General features: G+C 74.1%; 13 protein-coding genes. 3 read left to right on the top strand and 10 right to left on the bottom strand.

Annotation, left to right across the window (positions count from 1 at the left end; genetic code table 11):
- Positions 1 to 72: 72 nt before the first annotated feature.
- From ACNJ93_RS27955 to ACNJ93_RS27910, 10 genes are all read right to left on the bottom strand, one after another.
- Positions 73 to 732, bottom strand: coding sequence for a hypothetical protein (locus ACNJ93_RS27955; RefSeq protein ID WP_418960223.1), 660 nt, complete (start codon positions 730 to 732; stop codon positions 73 to 75).
- 89 nt (positions 733 to 821) lie between these two features.
- On the bottom strand, positions 822 to 1,259 hold the full coding sequence (locus ACNJ93_RS27950) for a hypothetical protein (RefSeq protein ID WP_418960222.1): 438 nt from the start codon (positions 1,257 to 1,259) through the stop codon (positions 822 to 824).
- Positions 1,260 to 1,431: 172 nt separating this feature from the next.
- The gene (locus ACNJ93_RS27945) at positions 1,432 to 1,833 is read right to left on the bottom strand and encodes a hypothetical protein (RefSeq protein ID WP_418960221.1); all 402 of its coding nucleotides are present in this window, start codon (positions 1,831 to 1,833) and stop codon (positions 1,432 to 1,434) included.
- Positions 1,778 to 2,680: an anchored repeat-type ABC transporter permease subunit gene (locus ACNJ93_RS27940; RefSeq protein ID WP_418960220.1), complete on the bottom strand. Its 903-nt coding sequence runs from the start codon at positions 2,678 to 2,680 to the stop codon at positions 1,778 to 1,780. Before ACNJ93_RS27940 ends, ACNJ93_RS27945 begins: the two co-directional genes overlap by 56 nt.
- Positions 2,677 to 3,411 carry an anchored repeat-type ABC transporter ATP-binding subunit gene (locus ACNJ93_RS27935; RefSeq protein WP_418960219.1) on the bottom strand — a complete coding sequence of 245 codons (735 nt, stop codon included), beginning with the start codon at positions 3,409 to 3,411 and terminating at the stop codon, positions 2,677 to 2,679. Before ACNJ93_RS27935 ends, ACNJ93_RS27940 begins: the two co-directional genes overlap by 4 nt.
- Complete coding sequence (locus ACNJ93_RS27930) at positions 3,408 to 4,982, bottom strand: TIGR03773 family transporter-associated surface protein (protein ID WP_418960218.1); 1,575 nt, start codon at positions 4,980 to 4,982, stop codon at positions 3,408 to 3,410. The genes ACNJ93_RS27935 and ACNJ93_RS27930 overlap by 4 nt, the downstream gene beginning before the upstream one ends.
- Positions 4,979 to 6,520, bottom strand: coding sequence for an anchored repeat ABC transporter, substrate-binding protein (locus ACNJ93_RS27925; RefSeq protein ID WP_418960217.1), 1,542 nt, complete (start codon positions 6,518 to 6,520; stop codon positions 4,979 to 4,981). Before ACNJ93_RS27925 ends, ACNJ93_RS27930 begins: the two co-directional genes overlap by 4 nt.
- Complete coding sequence (locus ACNJ93_RS27920; RefSeq protein WP_418960216.1) at positions 6,517 to 7,635, bottom strand: choice-of-anchor M domain-containing protein; 1,119 nt, start codon at positions 7,633 to 7,635, stop codon at positions 6,517 to 6,519. Before ACNJ93_RS27920 ends, ACNJ93_RS27925 begins: the two co-directional genes overlap by 4 nt.
- 110 nt (positions 7,636 to 7,745) lie before the next feature.
- A complete protein-coding gene (locus tag ACNJ93_RS27915; RefSeq protein WP_418960215.1) occupies positions 7,746 to 8,345 on the bottom strand; it encodes a choice-of-anchor M domain-containing protein in 600 nt (199 codons plus the stop codon).
- Between the two features lie 193 nt (positions 8,346 to 8,538).
- The gene (locus ACNJ93_RS27910) at positions 8,539 to 9,777 is read right to left on the bottom strand and encodes a PucR family transcriptional regulator (protein ID WP_418960214.1); all 1,239 of its coding nucleotides are present in this window, start codon (positions 9,775 to 9,777) and stop codon (positions 8,539 to 8,541) included.
- 112 nt (positions 9,778 to 9,889) lie between these two features.
- Here ACNJ93_RS27910 and lysA point away from each other — a divergent pair, with 112 nt between their 5' ends.
- The 3 genes from lysA to ACNJ93_RS27895 all read left to right on the top strand — a co-directional run bounded on the left by lysA (position 9,890) and on the right by ACNJ93_RS27895 (position 15,602).
- Positions 9,890 to 11,173, top strand: coding sequence for a diaminopimelate decarboxylase (gene lysA, locus ACNJ93_RS27905; RefSeq protein ID WP_418960213.1), 1,284 nt, complete (start codon positions 9,890 to 9,892; stop codon positions 11,171 to 11,173).
- A gap of 102 nt (positions 11,174 to 11,275) precedes the next feature.
- Positions 11,276 to 12,721, top strand: a complete 1,446-nt coding sequence (locus ACNJ93_RS27900) for an APC family permease (RefSeq protein WP_418960212.1) — start codon at positions 11,276 to 11,278, stop codon at positions 12,719 to 12,721.
- Positions 12,722 to 12,896: 175 nt separating this feature from the next.
- On the top strand, positions 12,897 to 15,602 hold the full coding sequence (locus tag ACNJ93_RS27895) for a SpoIIE family protein phosphatase (protein ID WP_418960211.1): 2,706 nt from the start codon (positions 12,897 to 12,899) through the stop codon (positions 15,600 to 15,602).
- Positions 15,603 to 15,621 lie beyond the last annotated feature (19 nt).

Raw genomic sequence — 15,621 nt, 5'->3', positions numbered from 1 at the left:
CCCGCCGTCACGGCGGTGGCCGTCGGGGGCCCCGCGCGGGGCCCCCGACGGCTCTGCACGTCCGCGCCGCGGTCAGTGGTCGTGCGACGTGTGACCGTCTCCCGCCGGCTCGGCGGGCGCCTCGGTCGGCTCGTCCTGCGCGGGGGGAGCCGGATCCTGCCGTGCCGGCGCCTCGCTCGTGGAGCCGTCGTGGCTGTGGCCGTCGGAGCCGAGGGTGCCGGCGAGGGCGGTCATGCCCAGCCAGGCGAGGACCGCGACGACGGCGACGACGGCCGCGAACGGGCTGACGAGGTGCCGCCAGCGGCCCTGGGAGTCCTTGGCCACGAAGGCGACGTACGACATCACCAGGCCGACGGGGGTCATCCAGGCGCTGCGCTCGGGGAACTGCTCGAAGTGCTGGATGCCTCCGCCGACCAGGCCGACGCCGAAGGACAGCAGAAGCGAGAACGCGACGAGCGAGACCGCCTGGCCCAGCGCCGGGCGCTCGTCGGCCAGCACGAACTCGTTGACGACGGTCCCGAGGAGGAACACGAAGGCGCCGACGACGCAGATGATCGTGTACAGCGACGGATCGATCGGGTAGTGGACGACGGCCCCGGCGATGAGGGCGGCGCCCATGAAGTAGAGCATCTGGCCGCTGTAGCGGGCCGGGAGCGACTTCTTGTCGAAGGCGGAGCGGCGATGTCTCGCCGGAGGGGTCTCGTGGACCTCGGGCTTCAGAGCGGTGGTCATGCGGGGTGGAGCCTTTCGGATCGTGGTGGTGGGAGGCAGGCGGACGCGGCGCCGGCACCAGGGGTGCGGGCGTCACGCCGACGCGGCTCTCAGCAGCGCAGAACCGAAAGTCGGTGGAGACACGGTGCGTCGCCGGCACGACCGAGCCAGGGGCAGATACGAGCCGCCGCCCATCGGCGGAGCACGCGGAGCAGCCGGCCGGAGCCCCCGCGCCCGAGGTCGAACGCACGCAGGGCGGCGACGACGAAGAGCAGCACCAGGCAGCTCTCGCCGACTCCGTTGTGGTCGCAGGGGGCTTCCTCGTCCGGCCCGTCCGGTGCGTCGGTGGACGCGGGGGCGCCGTGGGAGTGCCCGTGCGGGGCCACGTCCGCCGCGCCGACGACCCGATACGCGTCGGGGTGCCCGCTGTGGACGTGCTGCTGTGAGGCCAGGGCCAGCATCGCGACCACGGCGAGCACGACCGCGAGGAGCGTCGCCCGCAGCGGTGCGCCGGCGCGCCGGTCGCCACGGGGCTTGCCTGGGATCACGCTTCACGCCTCGGGGAGGGCTGGGTGGGGGACATGCCGTCGGGGCCTGCCCCGCCGGGAACGGGAGGAAGATAGCACCCGGTGCGGACGCGCCCGCGCGGCGTCCGCGGCGAGCACCGGCCGTCCGACGACGCGGGCCCGCTGACGGTGGTGGGCGGAGGCGCCGCGTCGGTCAGTGCCCGTGGCGGCGGCCGTCATGGCGGCGTCCGTGCTCGCCGTCCGGCTCCTCCCCCGCCCCGGCCGGCTCCTCCCCCGCCCCGGCCGGAGCCTCGTCCATGTTGTGGGCCGCGGGCCGCAGCCCTGCCGCGGTCACGGCGACGAGCCGGCGCACCGCCGCCTTCGACGGGAGCCCCGCCGCGGCCCCGAGGGAGTGCAGGCAGTACGCGGCGAGCTCGCCGGCGGGTACGTCGGCGCGCGCCGCGCCGCTCTCCGCGCCCTCGGCGACCAGCGGATGCGGCAGCGCCGGCCACCGGCCGACGGGTCGGTAGCCGGTGCCGCCGGCGGCGGCGCCGGCTGACTCAGGCCGCCGGGGCGAGGCCCGGAGGCGGCTCGCCCGCGCCGTCGCCCTCCCCACGGCGCGTACGCAGCTTCGCCGCGAGACCGTGGCGGGGTGCGAGCAACCAGACGACGGCGAACAGGGCGGTCAGCACCACCACGACCGAGCCGCCCGCCGCGAGGTCGTACGTGTAGCTGACGTACAGCCCGGCCAGGCTCCCCGCGCAGCCGAAGAGAGAGGCCAAGAGGGTCATCGCCCAGAGGCGTTCGGTGAGCAGCCGGGCGGTCGCGGCCGGGGTGATGAGGAGCGCGAGGACCAGGATGTTGCCGACGGCCTCCAGGGACATGACGATCGTGGCGGTCACGACCACGTAGAGCGTCAGGTCGAGCGGGAGCACCGGCAGTCCGGCGGCGCGGGCCGTCTCGCGGTCGAGGCTGACCGCCACGAGCTCCTTGCGCAGCGCGAGGACGATCGCGACGAGCACGGCGCCCATGGCTCCCACGCGCCAGATGTCGGCGGCGTCGACGGCGAGCACCTGCCCGAAGAGGAACGACGACAGATCGGTCGTCCAGCTGTCCCGCGTCGAGACGAGCACGATGCCGAGGCCGAACGCGAAGGCGAAGAAGACGCCGATGACGGTGTCCTCCTTCAGCCGCCTGTTCTGCGAGACGAAGGCGATGAGCACCGCGGTCGTCACGCCCGCGGCGGCCCCGCCGATCAGCAGGTTGCCCTCGAAGGCGTAGGCGAGCGCGACGCCGGGGAACGCCGAGTGGGCCACCGCGTCGCCGATGAAGGCCATGCCGCGCAGGACGACGTACACACCGACCACGCCGCAGACCAGGCCGACGATCGCGGCGACGGTGAAGGCGCGGCGCATGAAGGGCAGGTGCCAGGGGTCGGTGAAGAAGGCGAGCAGGTCGGTCATGCCGCCGCCTCCGCGCCGCTCGCCGCGGCCACGGCCCGGTCGAGTCCGAAGGCCCGCAGCATCTGTTCCGCGTCGGCCAGCAGCTCGGGTCCGCCCTCGGCCACGACCGTACGGTTGAGCAGGACCACCCGCGTACAGGTGCGGGCGGCGGCGGCCAGGTCGTGCGTGGTCATCAGCAGTCCTCTGCCGTCGGCCGCGAGACGGCCGAAGAGGTCGTTGAGCAGGTCCTGCGTGGGGACGTCGACTCCGGTGAACGGCTCGTCCAGGAGCAGCAGCCGCGGCTCGGCGGCGAGTGCGCGCGCCACCAGCACGCGCTGGCGCTGGCCGCCCGACAGTTCGCCGATGGGGCGGCGGCGCAGGTCGGTCAGGCCGGCCAGCTCCAGGGCCTCGTCGGCGGCGGCCCGGTCGTGCGCCCGCGGCCGGCGCAGCCAGCCGATCGTGCGGGTACGGCCGCTGAGCACCGCACCGGCCACGTCGATGGGGAAGTCCCAGGCGAACTCGTGGCGTTGCGGTACGTAGCCGACCGGGCCGCGGGCCTCGACGCTCCCCGCGGAGGGCGAGAGGAGGCCGAGCACCGCGCGCAGGAGCGTGGTCTTGCCGGCGCCGTTCGGGCCGAGCAGGCCGACCAGCTCACCGGGGGCGACGGTCAGCGAGGCGTCCCGTACCGCCGACCGTCCGCCGAGGACGACGGAGACCGCGTCGACGCCGAGCAGCCTCTCGGGGGCGCTCATGCGGTGCGCCTCCGGGTCAGGGCGACGGCGCCCGCACCGGCCGCGGCGAGGGCGACGGCCGTGCCGGCGAGCAGCAGGGTGCCCTCGGAGCCGGTGCTCGCCATGGTGCCGCCGGTGCCGGAGCCGTCACCGGTGCCGCCGGTCGTACCGCCGGAGTCGCTGCCGGTCGACGAACCCCCGTCGGAGGAACCGCCATCGGAGGAACCGCCGTCGGAGCCGCCTGTCGTGCCCTGGGTGGATCCGCCCGTGGAGCCGCCGGTGGCACCGCCGGGACGTACCTTGTTCGGGTCGCCCGCGCCCACGCTGAAGGCCAGCGTCTCGGTGTCGCTCGCGCGGCTCCCGTCGGCCAGGGTGGCCGACATCGTGAAGGTCAGCCGGTAGACGCCCTCCTTGCCGAAGGCCCAGCCGCCGTGCGCGTGGGTGTTCTGCGGTACGCCGAAGGCGTCCGGCACGCCGTCGGCGCTGTTGAAGCGGACGGTCGCGCCCGACAGTCCGTCGTAGTTGTAGAGGGCGAAGTTCCCCGGCCCGTCGGCCTTGGCGAGCGTGAACTCGACCTCGCTGTTCGTCGCGCCGGCCGCCATGTTGTCGGTGGACCAGCCGGGCCACAGCAGGCCGGGCTGCTGGACCTGGTCGAGGAGCCAGATCGGGTCGCCCGCCCTGCCGAGGAAAGCGAAGTCCTTGTTGGCCGGGATCGCCTTGCGCGCCTGGGGTTTGACGTGCAGCACCACCGACGAGGGCTCGCGCCACACGGTCCGGCCGGGCACGGTGCCGTCCTTGACGTGGATCTGGAGCCGGCCGTCGACGACGCGCGCGGCGATGTCGACATGGCCGTCGTCGAGAACCGTCCGCGCCGTCTCGACGGGCTCGGCGGCGAGGGGCCGTGCGACCCGCCTGGCTTCCGGCAGCCCGAGGGGGCCCGCGGCCGGGGCCGCCGGCGCCTCGGGGCGCCCCGGGGGCGAAGGAGCGGGCGGGGCGGGCGTGGTGGGGGCCGTGGGACCGGCGGGTTCGGCCGGGGCCGCCACGGCCGCGTCCCCGACCCGTACGGTGTGGCGCACCTCCGTCCGCAGCGGTCGTCCGTCCACTTCGGTCTCGGCCGTGAAGGTCACCGCGTACGTCCCCGGGGCGTCGAACGACCAGCGGGTGACGCCGCTCGCGCCCGTCGGCAGCGCGTGACCGTCGGGCAGGCCGTCGGCGCTGTCGAAGCGCACGGCGGGCTCCTCCCCCTCGACGCCCGTCGTGTCGCTCACCCGGAGCGTCCCGGGTCCTTCCAGCGCCGTGAGCGACCACCGCACGAGGCCGGCCGCGTCGGCGGGCGTCCCGGTGGTGTCCCACACGGGCTCGAACTCCCAGCGGTCCGTGCCGTCCGCGCCGGTCACCCGGTGCGTGTCGTCGACGTCGACGACACCGCTCGTTCCGAGGCTCAAGGCGCCGTCGGTCAGGGTGACGCGGGCCACGACCGGCGCCGTGGCGCCCGGCGCGCCGTCCGGGGGCGGGACGGTCATGGCGGTGCCGCCGAGCGCGAGGGCGCCCGCCGCCGCGAGCGCGATCCTGCTGTTGCCGATGAGCCTCATCGGGCTCCACTCCCCTCACGGCCCAGGCAGCGGGCCAGTTCGTTCGCGTTGTGGCGCATCATCGCGACGTAGTCGTGGACCTTGTCGTCGAAGGAGTCGCCGTAGATGGTGCAGATGCCGACGCCCTCGTCCTCGGCGACCCGGCGCAGGACGTCCGCGCGCGCGGCGAGGTTCGGCTCCAGGAAGACGGCCGGGACCTTCTTGGCCCGGATCGTGGCGCGCAGCGCGGCGATCTCGGCGGCGCTGGGCTCGCGGCTCGGCACCGGGACGACGAAGCCGGCGACCTCCATGCCGTACGCGTGGGCGAGGTAGCCGAAGGCGTCGTGCGTGGTGATCAGCTTGCGCTTGTCGCGCGGCACGGTGGCGAGTTTGCGGGCCACCTCGTCGTCGAGCGCGGCGAGTCGCTTCAGGTAGCGGGCGGCGTTGCGTTCGTAGGCGGCCCTGCCCTTCGGGTCGGCCTTGATGAGCTCGGCCTCGATGCGGCGGACGTACGCCTCGGCGTTGGCGACGTCCTCCCAGGCGTGCGGATCCATCTCGCCGTGCACGTGCTTGCCGATGACGGCCTGCGGCAGCACCCAGATGTCCGCGCCGGGCCGGCCGAGGAAGCGGTACGTCTCCTCCTTGGGCACCGACTCCTTGGCCCGGTCGGGGACGGAGAGGACGACCGAGCCGGCCGGATGGTGCGTGCGCCGCCCGGTCGCGGGGTCGTCGGAGCGCACCTGGACGGTGCGGGTCTGCGCGTTCACGGCGACGTCGGCGTGCCCGCCGTCCAGCACGGTCGCGCCCTGCGGGGCCGTGGCGCCGCCGACGACGAAGGTGAGGGTGCCGCTGCCGGCGGGGGTCTTCTTCCCGTCGAGGGTCTCGGTCTGCCCCTCGACGGTGAGACGGTAGGTTCCGGGGGCGCTGAAGACCCAGTTGACGTGGGTGTGGGCCTCGGGCGGCAGCGTGAAGGAGTCCTTCTCGTCGAAGCCGTCCGTGGAGTCGATGTAGCTCTGCGGGGTGCCCAGGGTGTCCGTCAGGTAGACGTGGAGCGCGCCCGGTCCTTCGAGCTTCGTGGCCGTGGTGCGCACCTGGGAGCCGTCGCCCGCGACCTCGCCCTCGACGGCCCACCCCAGCCACAGGACGTCGAGGCCCAGGTCCTCCTTGAGCTTGATGACCGAGCCGCCGTACTGCTCCAGCTTCTCGCTGATCGGCACCTTGGGCGTGGCCTTGGGCGCGTTGGTGTGGATCATCTTCATGATGCCGGGCTCCTCGAGGAGCAGCCCGTTGCTGAAGACGAGGTCGGACCGGGCGACCCGGGCGGCGTCCCCGGGGCTCGGCTCGTACGAGTGGGGGTCGCCGTGGTGCGGGACGACGGAGGTCACGTCGACCCGGTCCCCGCCGACGTTGCGCACGAGGTCGGCGATGATCGCGGTGGTCGTGGAGACGGTCAGTTCGGCCTCCTTGCCGGCCCCGACCGGTCCGGCGCCGCAGCCGGAGGCCACGAGGGCGGTCGCGAGGGCGACGGTGAGCGCGCCCACGGCGCTTCGGCGGCTCATCGGACGGCCCGCTTCCGCCGGACGATCACGACGACCGTGACGCCCGCGACGAGCGCGGCGGCCGCGAGCCCGGCCGGCAGCGCCGCACCGGCGCCGGTCGACGCCAGGCGACCACCGCCGGTGGTCGTGGGGGGAGCACCGCCGTCACCCGAGGGGAACGGGGGCGTGGGCGCGCCGGTGACGGAGGGCGTCGGCGACGGACTCGCCGTGGGCGTCGGCGGCTCGGTCGGGGTGGCGGACGGACCGCCGGTCGGAGTCGGCGTCGCGGTCGGCGTGGGCGTGCCCGAAGGGGACGGAGCACCGGTCGTCGGCGGAGGGGTGGGGGTGGGCGTGGACGGAGGAGTGGGCGTGGGACTCGGGTCCGTGCCGTCGCCCGGTACGACCGTCCCCGGATCCACGTCGTCCCCGACGACCACTGCCAGCGTCTCCCGGTCGGACACCGTCGTGCCCGAGGGCAGGGTGGCGCTCATCTCCATGGTGATGCGGTGGACGCCCTCGGCGTTGAAGATCCACAGCGGATGCGCGTGGGTGAACACGGGGAGGTCGACCGCCCCCGGCTCGGCCTTGGCGCTGTCCACGGTGACGCCGATGCGGATGCCCATGTCCGGGTCGTCGGCCCATTGGCCGAGCACGAACCGGCCCGGTCCCTCGATCTTCGGGAAGGTGACCCGTACGCCGCCGGTCACGTCCGCCGGGAGGATCTCCAGGGTGTTCCAGCCGGGCCAGAGCAGCCCGTCCTTCACCTCGAAGTCCTTGTCGACCCACAGGCTGCTGCCCGGCTCGCCGAACCCCTCGAACTGCGGGACCTCCTCGCGCGGCGGGACGACGATCTCGTGGCGCGGGTCGAAGTGCAGCAGGACGTCGGAGGGTTCGCGGACGACGGACGCGCCGGCGACGGTGCCGTCCTTGACCTTGAACTGCAGCTGCCCGTTCCGCAGCCGGGCCGTCAGGTCGAGGTGACCGCCGTTCAGGACCACGCGTTCGCCGGCGGGCGCCTCCCTCGGGGGCGTGTCGGCCGCGTGCGCCGGTGCGGTGAGCGGGGCCGCGGAGAGCAGCGAGAGCGCGACGGCGAGGGTGGCGGCGCGTACGGGACGGGGTGCGATGGGGGCCCGCATGACGGGGCGTCTCCTTCGGGCGTGAGGACGGTGGTTCACGGCCGCGCCGGGGGCGGTTCGAGAGGCGGGCACGGCCCGCCCCCGGCGCGGGGCTTGTGACGCGGGCCGGGTCAGCCGACCTGGAAGGTGTACGTCGCCGAGGACGGGCCGACCTTGGTGCCGTTGGCCAGCGTGCCGCTCACCTGGAAGGTGGCGGTGTACGAGCCGGCCTTGGTGAAGACCCAGTTGGCGTGGTCGTGCTCGGCGGCGACGACGTCCTTGGTGTTGGTGAGCGTGGCGTCACCGCTGTCGAAGTAGCGGTTGCTCTTCGGGCAGAGGCCGTTCTTGTAGACGGTGAGCTTGCCCGGTCCGCTGAGGGAGGTGAGCTTGACCTGCACCTTGTCGTTCTGGAAGACGCCGGTGGCGATGTGCTCGCCGGAGATGCCCGGCCACAGCAGGTTGGTGTTCTCGACCTGCGGCAGGCGGTACACGGTGGCGCCGGTCGCGCCGAGGTGGCTGTAGCAGGTGCCGCTCGGCACGGTGTACGCGGACGCCGGCAGCGCCTGCAGGGTGACCGCGGCGGGGTCGTACTCGACGCCCGGGGTCACCGACTCGTCGTGGACGTGCAGTTCGAGGGCGCCTGCGGCGTACTCGACGTCGAGGACGTCGACATGCCCCTTGGAGAGAGTGGTCCCGGCGGCGTGGGCGGTGGTGAGTCCCCCGAGCGCCATGGCCGCTGCGATGGATCCGGTGACGGTGAGAGTACGCGTGAAGGCACGCAAAAGAAGCCCCCCTTGGGCAATGGTTGAGTGAGCGCGAACAAGCAAGACGATAATCGTTTTCATCTCGCTCGCACAAGCGCCTTCGGGGCGGCCGGCGGAGCGGGGCTCAGCCGGTCATGTCACCTGGGGGTTCGTCGGCCGGTCAGCGGTCGGTGCGGATGCGCAGCTGCAGCCAGCAGGAGAGGCGGGTGTCCGGGTCGTCGAGGTCGAGGCCGAACAGGTCCCGGGCCCGGCGGAGCCGGTACTTGAGGGTGTTCTGGTGCACGGTGAGGCGGCGGGCGGCCTCGCCGATGTTGCCCACGGCGTCCAGCCAGGCCGTCACCGAGGCGGCGTAGTGGGTGCGCTGAGCGGCGTCGTGTTCGAGCATCGCCTCGATGCCGGGGTGGCGCAGCCGGGGTCGTCGGTCGAGTGCCTCCGCGAGGTGGGCGAGGAGCACGTGCGCGTGGACGTCCCGAAGGGCGGCGACGGCGGGCGCGTCCGGGGCCGAGGTGGTCACACGGAGCACGTCGTCGATCTCCGCGCGCAGTTCCGGCAGTTCGTCCAGGCCGGTGTCCGACCGGCCGACGGCGGCCCGCAAGGGGGCCGTGCCCGGACGGGCGGTCGCGGCGAGGGCCTGCTCGGCCAGCCGCCGGGCCGACGCCGGCTCCTCGCCGGGCAGGAGGACGTACACGGCGCGGGGGCCCGTGGCGACGGCGGCCGAGGGGCGGACGGCCGGCCAATGGCGGCCGAGGTCGGCGCCCAGGCGGGTGAGCAGGACCGGCTCCTGACCGGAGCCGCCGGCCGGGGCGAAGCCGATGAGGCCGAGAGGCGTGCCCACGGTCAGGCCGAGACGGTAGGCGGTGTCCGACGCCGGGGCGGTGCCGTCCAGGCCGGCGCGCAGCGCCTGTTCACGGGCGTGCAGTTCCAGCGCGGCGGCGCTGCGGCGGCGCAGCATGTGCAGGGCCGCGGTCAGGGCGCCCTCGAGCAGGGCCTGCTCCCCGGCGGCGGCTAGGGGGCTGCGGTCCTCGATCGCCCAGATGGTGCCGAGGGGAAGGTCCCCCGCGCGGATGGCGACGGCGGCGCGCGGCAGTTCGTCGTCCGCCAGCCCCGGCAGCCGTACGACGCCGGTGGCGGCCAGCACCTTCCGGTACTGGCGCTGCTGCCGCTCGGCCTGGGGGCGCGGCTGGTCGGGCACGCGACGGCCGAGGATGCCCTGGCGGCGCAGTTCGTCGATGCGCTGCCCCGGCCGGGTCGAGTACGCGAGGACGCGGGAGTCGAGGTCCTCGATCGCCACCGATCCGCCGATGACCGCGGCGATGGCATCGGCGAGGGCGAAGAGCTCCTCGCCCGTCGCGTCGCCTCGGTCGGCACCGTCCGCGGTTGGCGGCTTCGACAACGTCATGGCTCGATCGTAGGCGATCCCGACAAAGCCCGGACGGGCGGAGCGGCCCGAGCATGGTCCGGCCGGGCCCGACAGGGACCGGTCCCACTCCCCTCGGACCTGGAGGAAGACCATGCCCATCCCCGCCGCTCCGACCGCCCCGCCGTCGCAGGCGGCGCTGCTCGACCTGTTTCCGCCCGGAACGGCGATCGGCGACGAGGGCGCCCTGGTGATCGGCGGCTGTCCGGTCACCGATCTCGCGGAGCGCTTCGGGACTCCGGCGCTGATCATCGACGAGGCGGCGGTGCGCGCCCGGGCCCGGAGGTACGCGGACGGACTCGCCGCGCGCTGGGCGAACTCGAGGGTGGCGTTCGCGTCGAAGGCCTTTCCTTGCACGGCGGTCTACCGGCTGCTGGCCGAGGAAGGGCTGAGCATCGACGTGGCCGGCGGCGGCGAACTCGCGCTCGCCCTGGCGGGCGGTGTCGATCCCGCGCGGATCGTCGTCCACGGCAACGCCAAGACGGACGCCGAACTCCGGATGGCCGTCGAAGCCGGCGTGGGCCTGATCGTCGTCGACAACTTCGACGACATCGACCGGCTGGAGCGGCTCGTCACCAAGGAGCAGCCCGTGCTCGTACGGGTCACGCCCGGCATCCGCCCCGACACGCACGCGGCCGTCGCCACCGGCCAGGAGGGGTCGAAGTTCGGTCTCGGCCCGGCCGAGGCGCGCCGGGCCGTCGCCCGGCTGCGGGGCAGCAGCCGGCTCCGGCTCGACGGGGTGCACGTCCACATCGGGTCCCAGATCCTCGACACCGAACCGTTCGCGCGGGCCGTGGAAGCCGTGGCCGGCCTGGGCACGTTCGCCGTCTACGATCTCGGCGGCGGCCTCGGCGCCCGCTACACCTACGACGACCACCCGCCCAGCGTCGAGGAGTACCTGGACGCGCTGGTGGGCGCGGCCCGCCGCGTCCTGCCCCCCGAGGCGCAGATCATCGTCGAGCCCGGCCGGTCCATGGTGGCCGAGGCCGGAGTGACCCTCTACCGGGTGGCCACCGTCAAACCCGGTGAGCCGCCTTTCGTCGCCGTCGACGGCGGCATGGCCGACAACCTCGAAGTCGCCCTCTACGGCCAGCGGTTCGAGGCCACCGTCGCCACCCGCGTCGGCGGCGGAGACCCCTGCCACCTGGTGGGCCGGCACTGCGAGTCGGGCGACACGCTGAGCGCGGGGGTGCCGCTGCGCGCCCCCAGGCCCGGCGACCTGATCGCGGTGCCCGTCACCGGCGCGTACTGCTACTCCCTCGGCAACAACTACAACGGCGCCCTGCGGCCGCCCGTCGTCTTCTGCCGCGACGGCGAGGCCCGGGAGGTCGTCCGCCGCGAGACGTACGGCGACCTGCTCCGCCGCGACGTGACCTGAACCCAGCTCCCCGACGTGCCTTGAACACGTCTCCCCGACGTGCCCTGACCCACCTTCCCGACGTGCCCTGAACCCCACCCTCCCTCCCCCTCAGGAGCCACCATGTCCCCTCGCTCGCCGCTGCGCCGGCAACTCCTCAGACGCAAGCCCCTGCACAGCTTCACCGACGCGGGCGGCGGCGCCGGCCTGCGCCGTACCGTCGGCCCGTTCCAGCTCACGATGATCGGCATCGGCGCCACGATCGGCACCGGCATCTTCTTCGCGCTGGGCAGCGCGGTCCCCGAGGCCGGCCCCGCCGTGATCCTCTCCTTCGTCGTCGCGGCGGTCGCCGCCGCCCTCACCGCGCTGTGCTACGCCGAACTGGCCTCCGCCGTCCCGGTGTCGGGCTCCTCCTACTCCTACGCCTACGCCACACTGGGCGAGTTCGCCGCCTGGGCCGTGGGCTGGTGCCTTCTGCTGGAGTACGCCGTCTCCGGCGCGGCGATCGCCGTGAGCTGGGGCGAGTACCTCAACGACCTCACCCTGCGGCTCTTCGACGTCCGTATGCCCGACGCGATCTCGGCGCCGCCGGGCGCGGGCGGCGTCGTCAACCTGCCCGGCGTCGTCCTCGTCGGCCTGTGCTGTCTGCTGCTCGTCCGGGGAGCCAAGGAATCGGCCCTGGTCAACACCGTCATGGTGCTGGTCAAGCTCGCCGTCCTGGCGCTGTTCGTCGTCGTCGGCACCACCGCCTTCGACTCGGGGAACCTCCAGCCGTTCGCACCGCTCGGCTTCGCCGGCGTCGGCACCGCCGCCGCCACCGTGTTCTTCGCCTTCATCGGCCTCGACGCCGTCTCCACGGCCGGCGACGAGGTCCGCGACCCGAAACGCACCCTCCCCCTGGCGATCGTCGGCGCCCTGGCCGTGGTCACCACGGTGTATGTCCTGGTCGCCGTCGTGGGCGTGGGCGCCCAGCCCTGGACGGCGTTCGAAGGACAGGAAGCGGGCCTCTCCGCCATCCTCGGCGACATCACCGGAGCCCAGTGGCCCGCCGTGCTGCTCTCCGCGGGCGCGGTGCTCTCCATCGTCAGCGTCACCCTGGTCGTGCTCTACGGCCAGAGCCGCATCCTCTACACCATGGGCCGCGACGGCATGCTGCCCACCGCCTTCCGCCGGGTCAGCCCGCGCAGCGGCACTCCCGTGTTCTCCACCCTCATGACGGGCGGCTTCGTCGCCCTCCTCGCCGCGGTCTTCCCGCTCGACCTGCTCGCCGACCTCACCAGCATGGGCACCCTCGCCGCCTTCACCGTGGTCTCGCTCGGCGTCCTGATCCTGCGCCGCACCAGCCCGCACCTGGACCGCGGGTTCCGCGTCCCGGGCCATCCGGTGGTCCCGGTGCTGTCCCTCGGCGCGTGCGGTTATCTGATCTACGAGCTCCCCCTCGACACCTATCTGCTCTTCGGCGGCTGGCTCGTCCTGGCCCTGGTGGTCTACCTGCTCTACAGCCGGCACAACTCCGCGCTCGAGGCGCCGGAGGACACCGCCCTCGCGGCACCCGGCGCGGAGCGGTGAGCAATGTTAGGAATGGCGTATGAGGGAGTTTTTCCGCCGGTCCCGGCGGCGGAAGGGCCGGAACGACGACGAGGGAGAGCACCCCGCGTCGCCGCGCCGTCCAGGGAGCCGCCCGGGGCCGCCCGGGAGGGGCCCCGATACGGCCTCCCGGTCGCGGCTCCGCTCCCATCTGACCATGCGCAGCGCCGCCGGGCAGGTCTTCGCGCTGCAGATCGTGATCGTGGTGCTGCTCGTCGCGGCGGCCGTGACGTCGCTGGCGCTCCAGGCCGACCGGGACAGGACCCGGGAGGCCCGGCGCCAGTCCGTCACGGCGGCCGAGTCGTTCGCGAACGCGCCGGGCACGGCCGAGGCGCTCGCCGGCCCGGATCCGACCGCCGTGCTGCAGCCCCGGGCCGAGCTGGCCCGCAGGAGAGCGGGCGTCGACTTCATCGTCGTCATGAACACCGACGGGATCCGTTACACGTATCCCGACCCGGCCCAGATCGGGAAGAAGTTCGTCGGCACCATCGAACCGGCCCTCGAAGGCCGCACCGTCGTCGAGGAGGCGGGCGGGCCGCCCCTGCCCGGGGGCGACGGAACGGCCGTCCAGGCCGTGGTCCCCGTGACCGGCGCCGACGGCTCGGTCGTCGGCCTGGTGTCCGCCGGGATCACGACCGAGAACGTCACCGGCGTGGTCCGTCAGCAGCTGCCGCTCATCATCGGCGCCGGCGCGGCGGCGCTCGCCCTGTCCACCGCCGGGACCTGGCTGGTGTCCCGACGCCTCCGGCGGCAGACCCACGGCCTGGGCCCCGAGGAAATGACACAGATGTACGAGCACCACGACGCGGTGCTGCACGCCGTACGGGAGGGGGTGCTGATCATCGACGCCGACGGGCGGCTGCTGCTCGCCAACGACGAGGCGCGCCGGCTGCTCGACCTGCCGGCCGACGCCGAGCGGCGGCATGTGGGGCAGCTGGGCCTGGACGGCGAGACGGCCCGGCTGCTGGCCTCGGCCGAGCCGGTCATGGACGCGGTGCACCTGGCCGGGGACCGGTTGCTGGCGGTGAACAAGCGGCCCACCGCGCCCTACGGGGGCCAGACGGGCTGGGTGGTGACGCTGCGGGACACCACGGAGCTGGCGGCGGTCACCGGGCGGGCCAAGGTGTCGCGGGAGCGGCTGGCACTGCTGTACGACGCGGGGGTGCGCATCGGCGGGTCGCTGGACGTGGTGCGGACGACCCGGGAACTGGCGGAGGTCGCGGTGCCGCGGTTCGCCGACGTCGCCGTGGTGGATCTGCTGGACGCGGTGGTGTCCGGGCGGGAGCCGGCGCGCGGGACACGGCAGATGCGACGCACGGCGGTCAGCGGCGCGGACGAGGCCATGTCGCTGTACCCGGCCGGGGAGCTGCTCACCTTTCTGCCGACGACGCCGCAGATGCGCGCGCTGTCCGGGGGGCGGGCCGTGCTGGAGGCGGATCTGCGGTCGGCGCGGGGCTGGCAGGAGCAGGACCCGGAGCGCACCAGGGCGCTGGAGCACGGGCTGCATACGCTGATCTCGGCGCCGCTGCGGGCGCGGGGCATGCTGGGGGTGGTGACCTTCTGGCGGAGGGGGGATTCACCGGCCTTCGACGAGGAGGACCTGTCCTTCGCCGAGGAGCTGGCGGCCCGGGCGGCGGTGGCCGTCGACAACGCCCGCCGCTTCGCCCGCGAGCACGCCGTGGCGGTGACGCTCCAGCGCAGCCTCCTGCCGCGCGGGCTGCCGGAGCAGGACGCCCTGGACGTGGCGTGGCGGTATCTGCCGGCCGAGGCCGGAGTGGGCGGCGACTGGTTCGACGTCCTGCCCCTGCCGGGCGCCCGGGTGGCGCTGGTGGTCGGCGACGTGGTCGGCCACGGACTGCACGCGGCGGCGACCATGGGCCGGCTGCGCACCGCGGTCCACAACTTCTCCGCGCTGGACCTGCCGCCGGACGAACTGCTGGCCCACGTGGACGATCTCGTCATCCGGATCGACAGCGAGGAGCACCCCGGCGAGGACCCGGAGGTCGACGGGGGCGCCAGGGTCACGGGGGCGACCTGCCTCTACGCGATCTACGATCCGGTGTCGGGTCTGTGCACCGTGGCGCGGGCCGGACACCCGGGCCCGGCCGTGCTGTACCCGGACGGGACCGTCGCCCATCCCGAGGTGCCCGCCTCCCCTCCGCTCGGCGTGGGCGGCCACCCCTTCGAGACCGCCGAGCTGCGTCTTCCCGAAGGCTCCCAACTGGTGCTGTACACCGACGGGCTGGTGGAGAACCGCGACCGGGACCTCGACACCGGCCTGGAGCTGCTGCGGAGCGCGCTGCGCGGGCAGGCGGAGCGCACGCCCGAGGAGACGTGCCGGGCGGTGGTGGACGCGACGGTGACCACCCGCCCGTCCGACGACATCGCGCTGCTCGTGGCACGCACCCGGTTGCTCACCCCGTCGCAGGTGGCGGAATGGGAGGTGCCGTCCGACCCCGCTGCGGTGGCTCCGGTGCGTGCCCAGTGCGGGGCCCAGTTGCGGGCCTGGGGCCTGGAGGACATCGGCTTCGCGACGGAACTGATCCTCAGTGAACTGATCACGAACGCCGTCCGGTACGGGAAACCGCCCATCGGTGTGCGGCTGCTGCGCGGCCGCACCCTGGTCTGCGAGGTCTCGGACGGCTCCAACACCTCCCCGCACCTGCGCCGGGCGGCGAGCACCGACGAAGGCGGCCGGGGCCTGTTCCTGGTCGCCCAGTTCGCGCAGCGCTGGGGAACCCGCTACACGCCGCGGGGCAAGATCATCTGGGCCGAGCAAGCGCTCCACGGGCCCGTGCCCGAGGCCGCCGACGACACGCTCGCCGACGCCCTCCTCAGCCAGTTCGACGACCCGGCCTTCTGACCGGCGACGCCGGCGCGCG

Origin of the sequence: Streptomyces tritici (assembly GCF_048500665.1) — a bacterium.
Classification (GTDB): domain Bacteria; phylum Actinomycetota; class Actinomycetes; order Streptomycetales; family Streptomycetaceae; genus Streptomyces; species Streptomyces tritici.
The sequence above is the reverse complement of the archived record's forward strand: the minus strand, read 5'-3'. Positions and strand labels throughout refer to the sequence as shown.

Coding starts and splice junctions, on each gene's coding strand:
- ACNJ93_RS27955 (WP_418960223.1), bottom strand. CDS start 732: ATGACCACCGCTCTGAAGCCCGAGGTCCACGAGACCCCTCCGGCGAGA.
- ACNJ93_RS27940 (WP_418960220.1), bottom strand. CDS start 2,680: ATGACCGACCTGCTCGCCTTCTTCACCGACCCCTGGCACCTGCCCTTC.
- ACNJ93_RS27935 (WP_418960219.1), bottom strand. CDS start 3,411: ATGAGCGCCCCCGAGAGGCTGCTCGGCGTCGACGCGGTCTCCGTCGTC.
- ACNJ93_RS27930 (WP_418960218.1), bottom strand. CDS start 4,982: ATGAGGCTCATCGGCAACAGCAGGATCGCGCTCGCGGCGGCGGGCGCC.
- ACNJ93_RS27925 (WP_418960217.1), bottom strand. CDS start 6,520: ATGAGCCGCCGAAGCGCCGTGGGCGCGCTCACCGTCGCCCTCGCGACC.
- ACNJ93_RS27920 (WP_418960216.1), bottom strand. CDS start 7,635: ATGCGGGCCCCCATCGCACCCCGTCCCGTACGCGCCGCCACCCTCGCC.
- ACNJ93_RS27915 (WP_418960215.1), bottom strand. CDS start 8,345: ATGGCGCTCGGGGGACTCACCACCGCCCACGCCGCCGGGACCACTCTC.
- ACNJ93_RS27910 (WP_418960214.1), bottom strand. CDS start 9,777: ATGACGTTGTCGAAGCCGCCAACCGCGGACGGTGCCGACCGAGGCGAC.
- lysA (WP_418960213.1), top strand. CDS start 9,890: ATGCCCATCCCCGCCGCTCCGACCGCCCCGCCGTCGCAGGCGGCGCTG.
- ACNJ93_RS27900 (WP_418960212.1), top strand. CDS start 11,276: ATGTCCCCTCGCTCGCCGCTGCGCCGGCAACTCCTCAGACGCAAGCCC.
- ACNJ93_RS27895 (WP_418960211.1), top strand. CDS start 12,897: ATGCGCAGCGCCGCCGGGCAGGTCTTCGCGCTGCAGATCGTGATCGTG.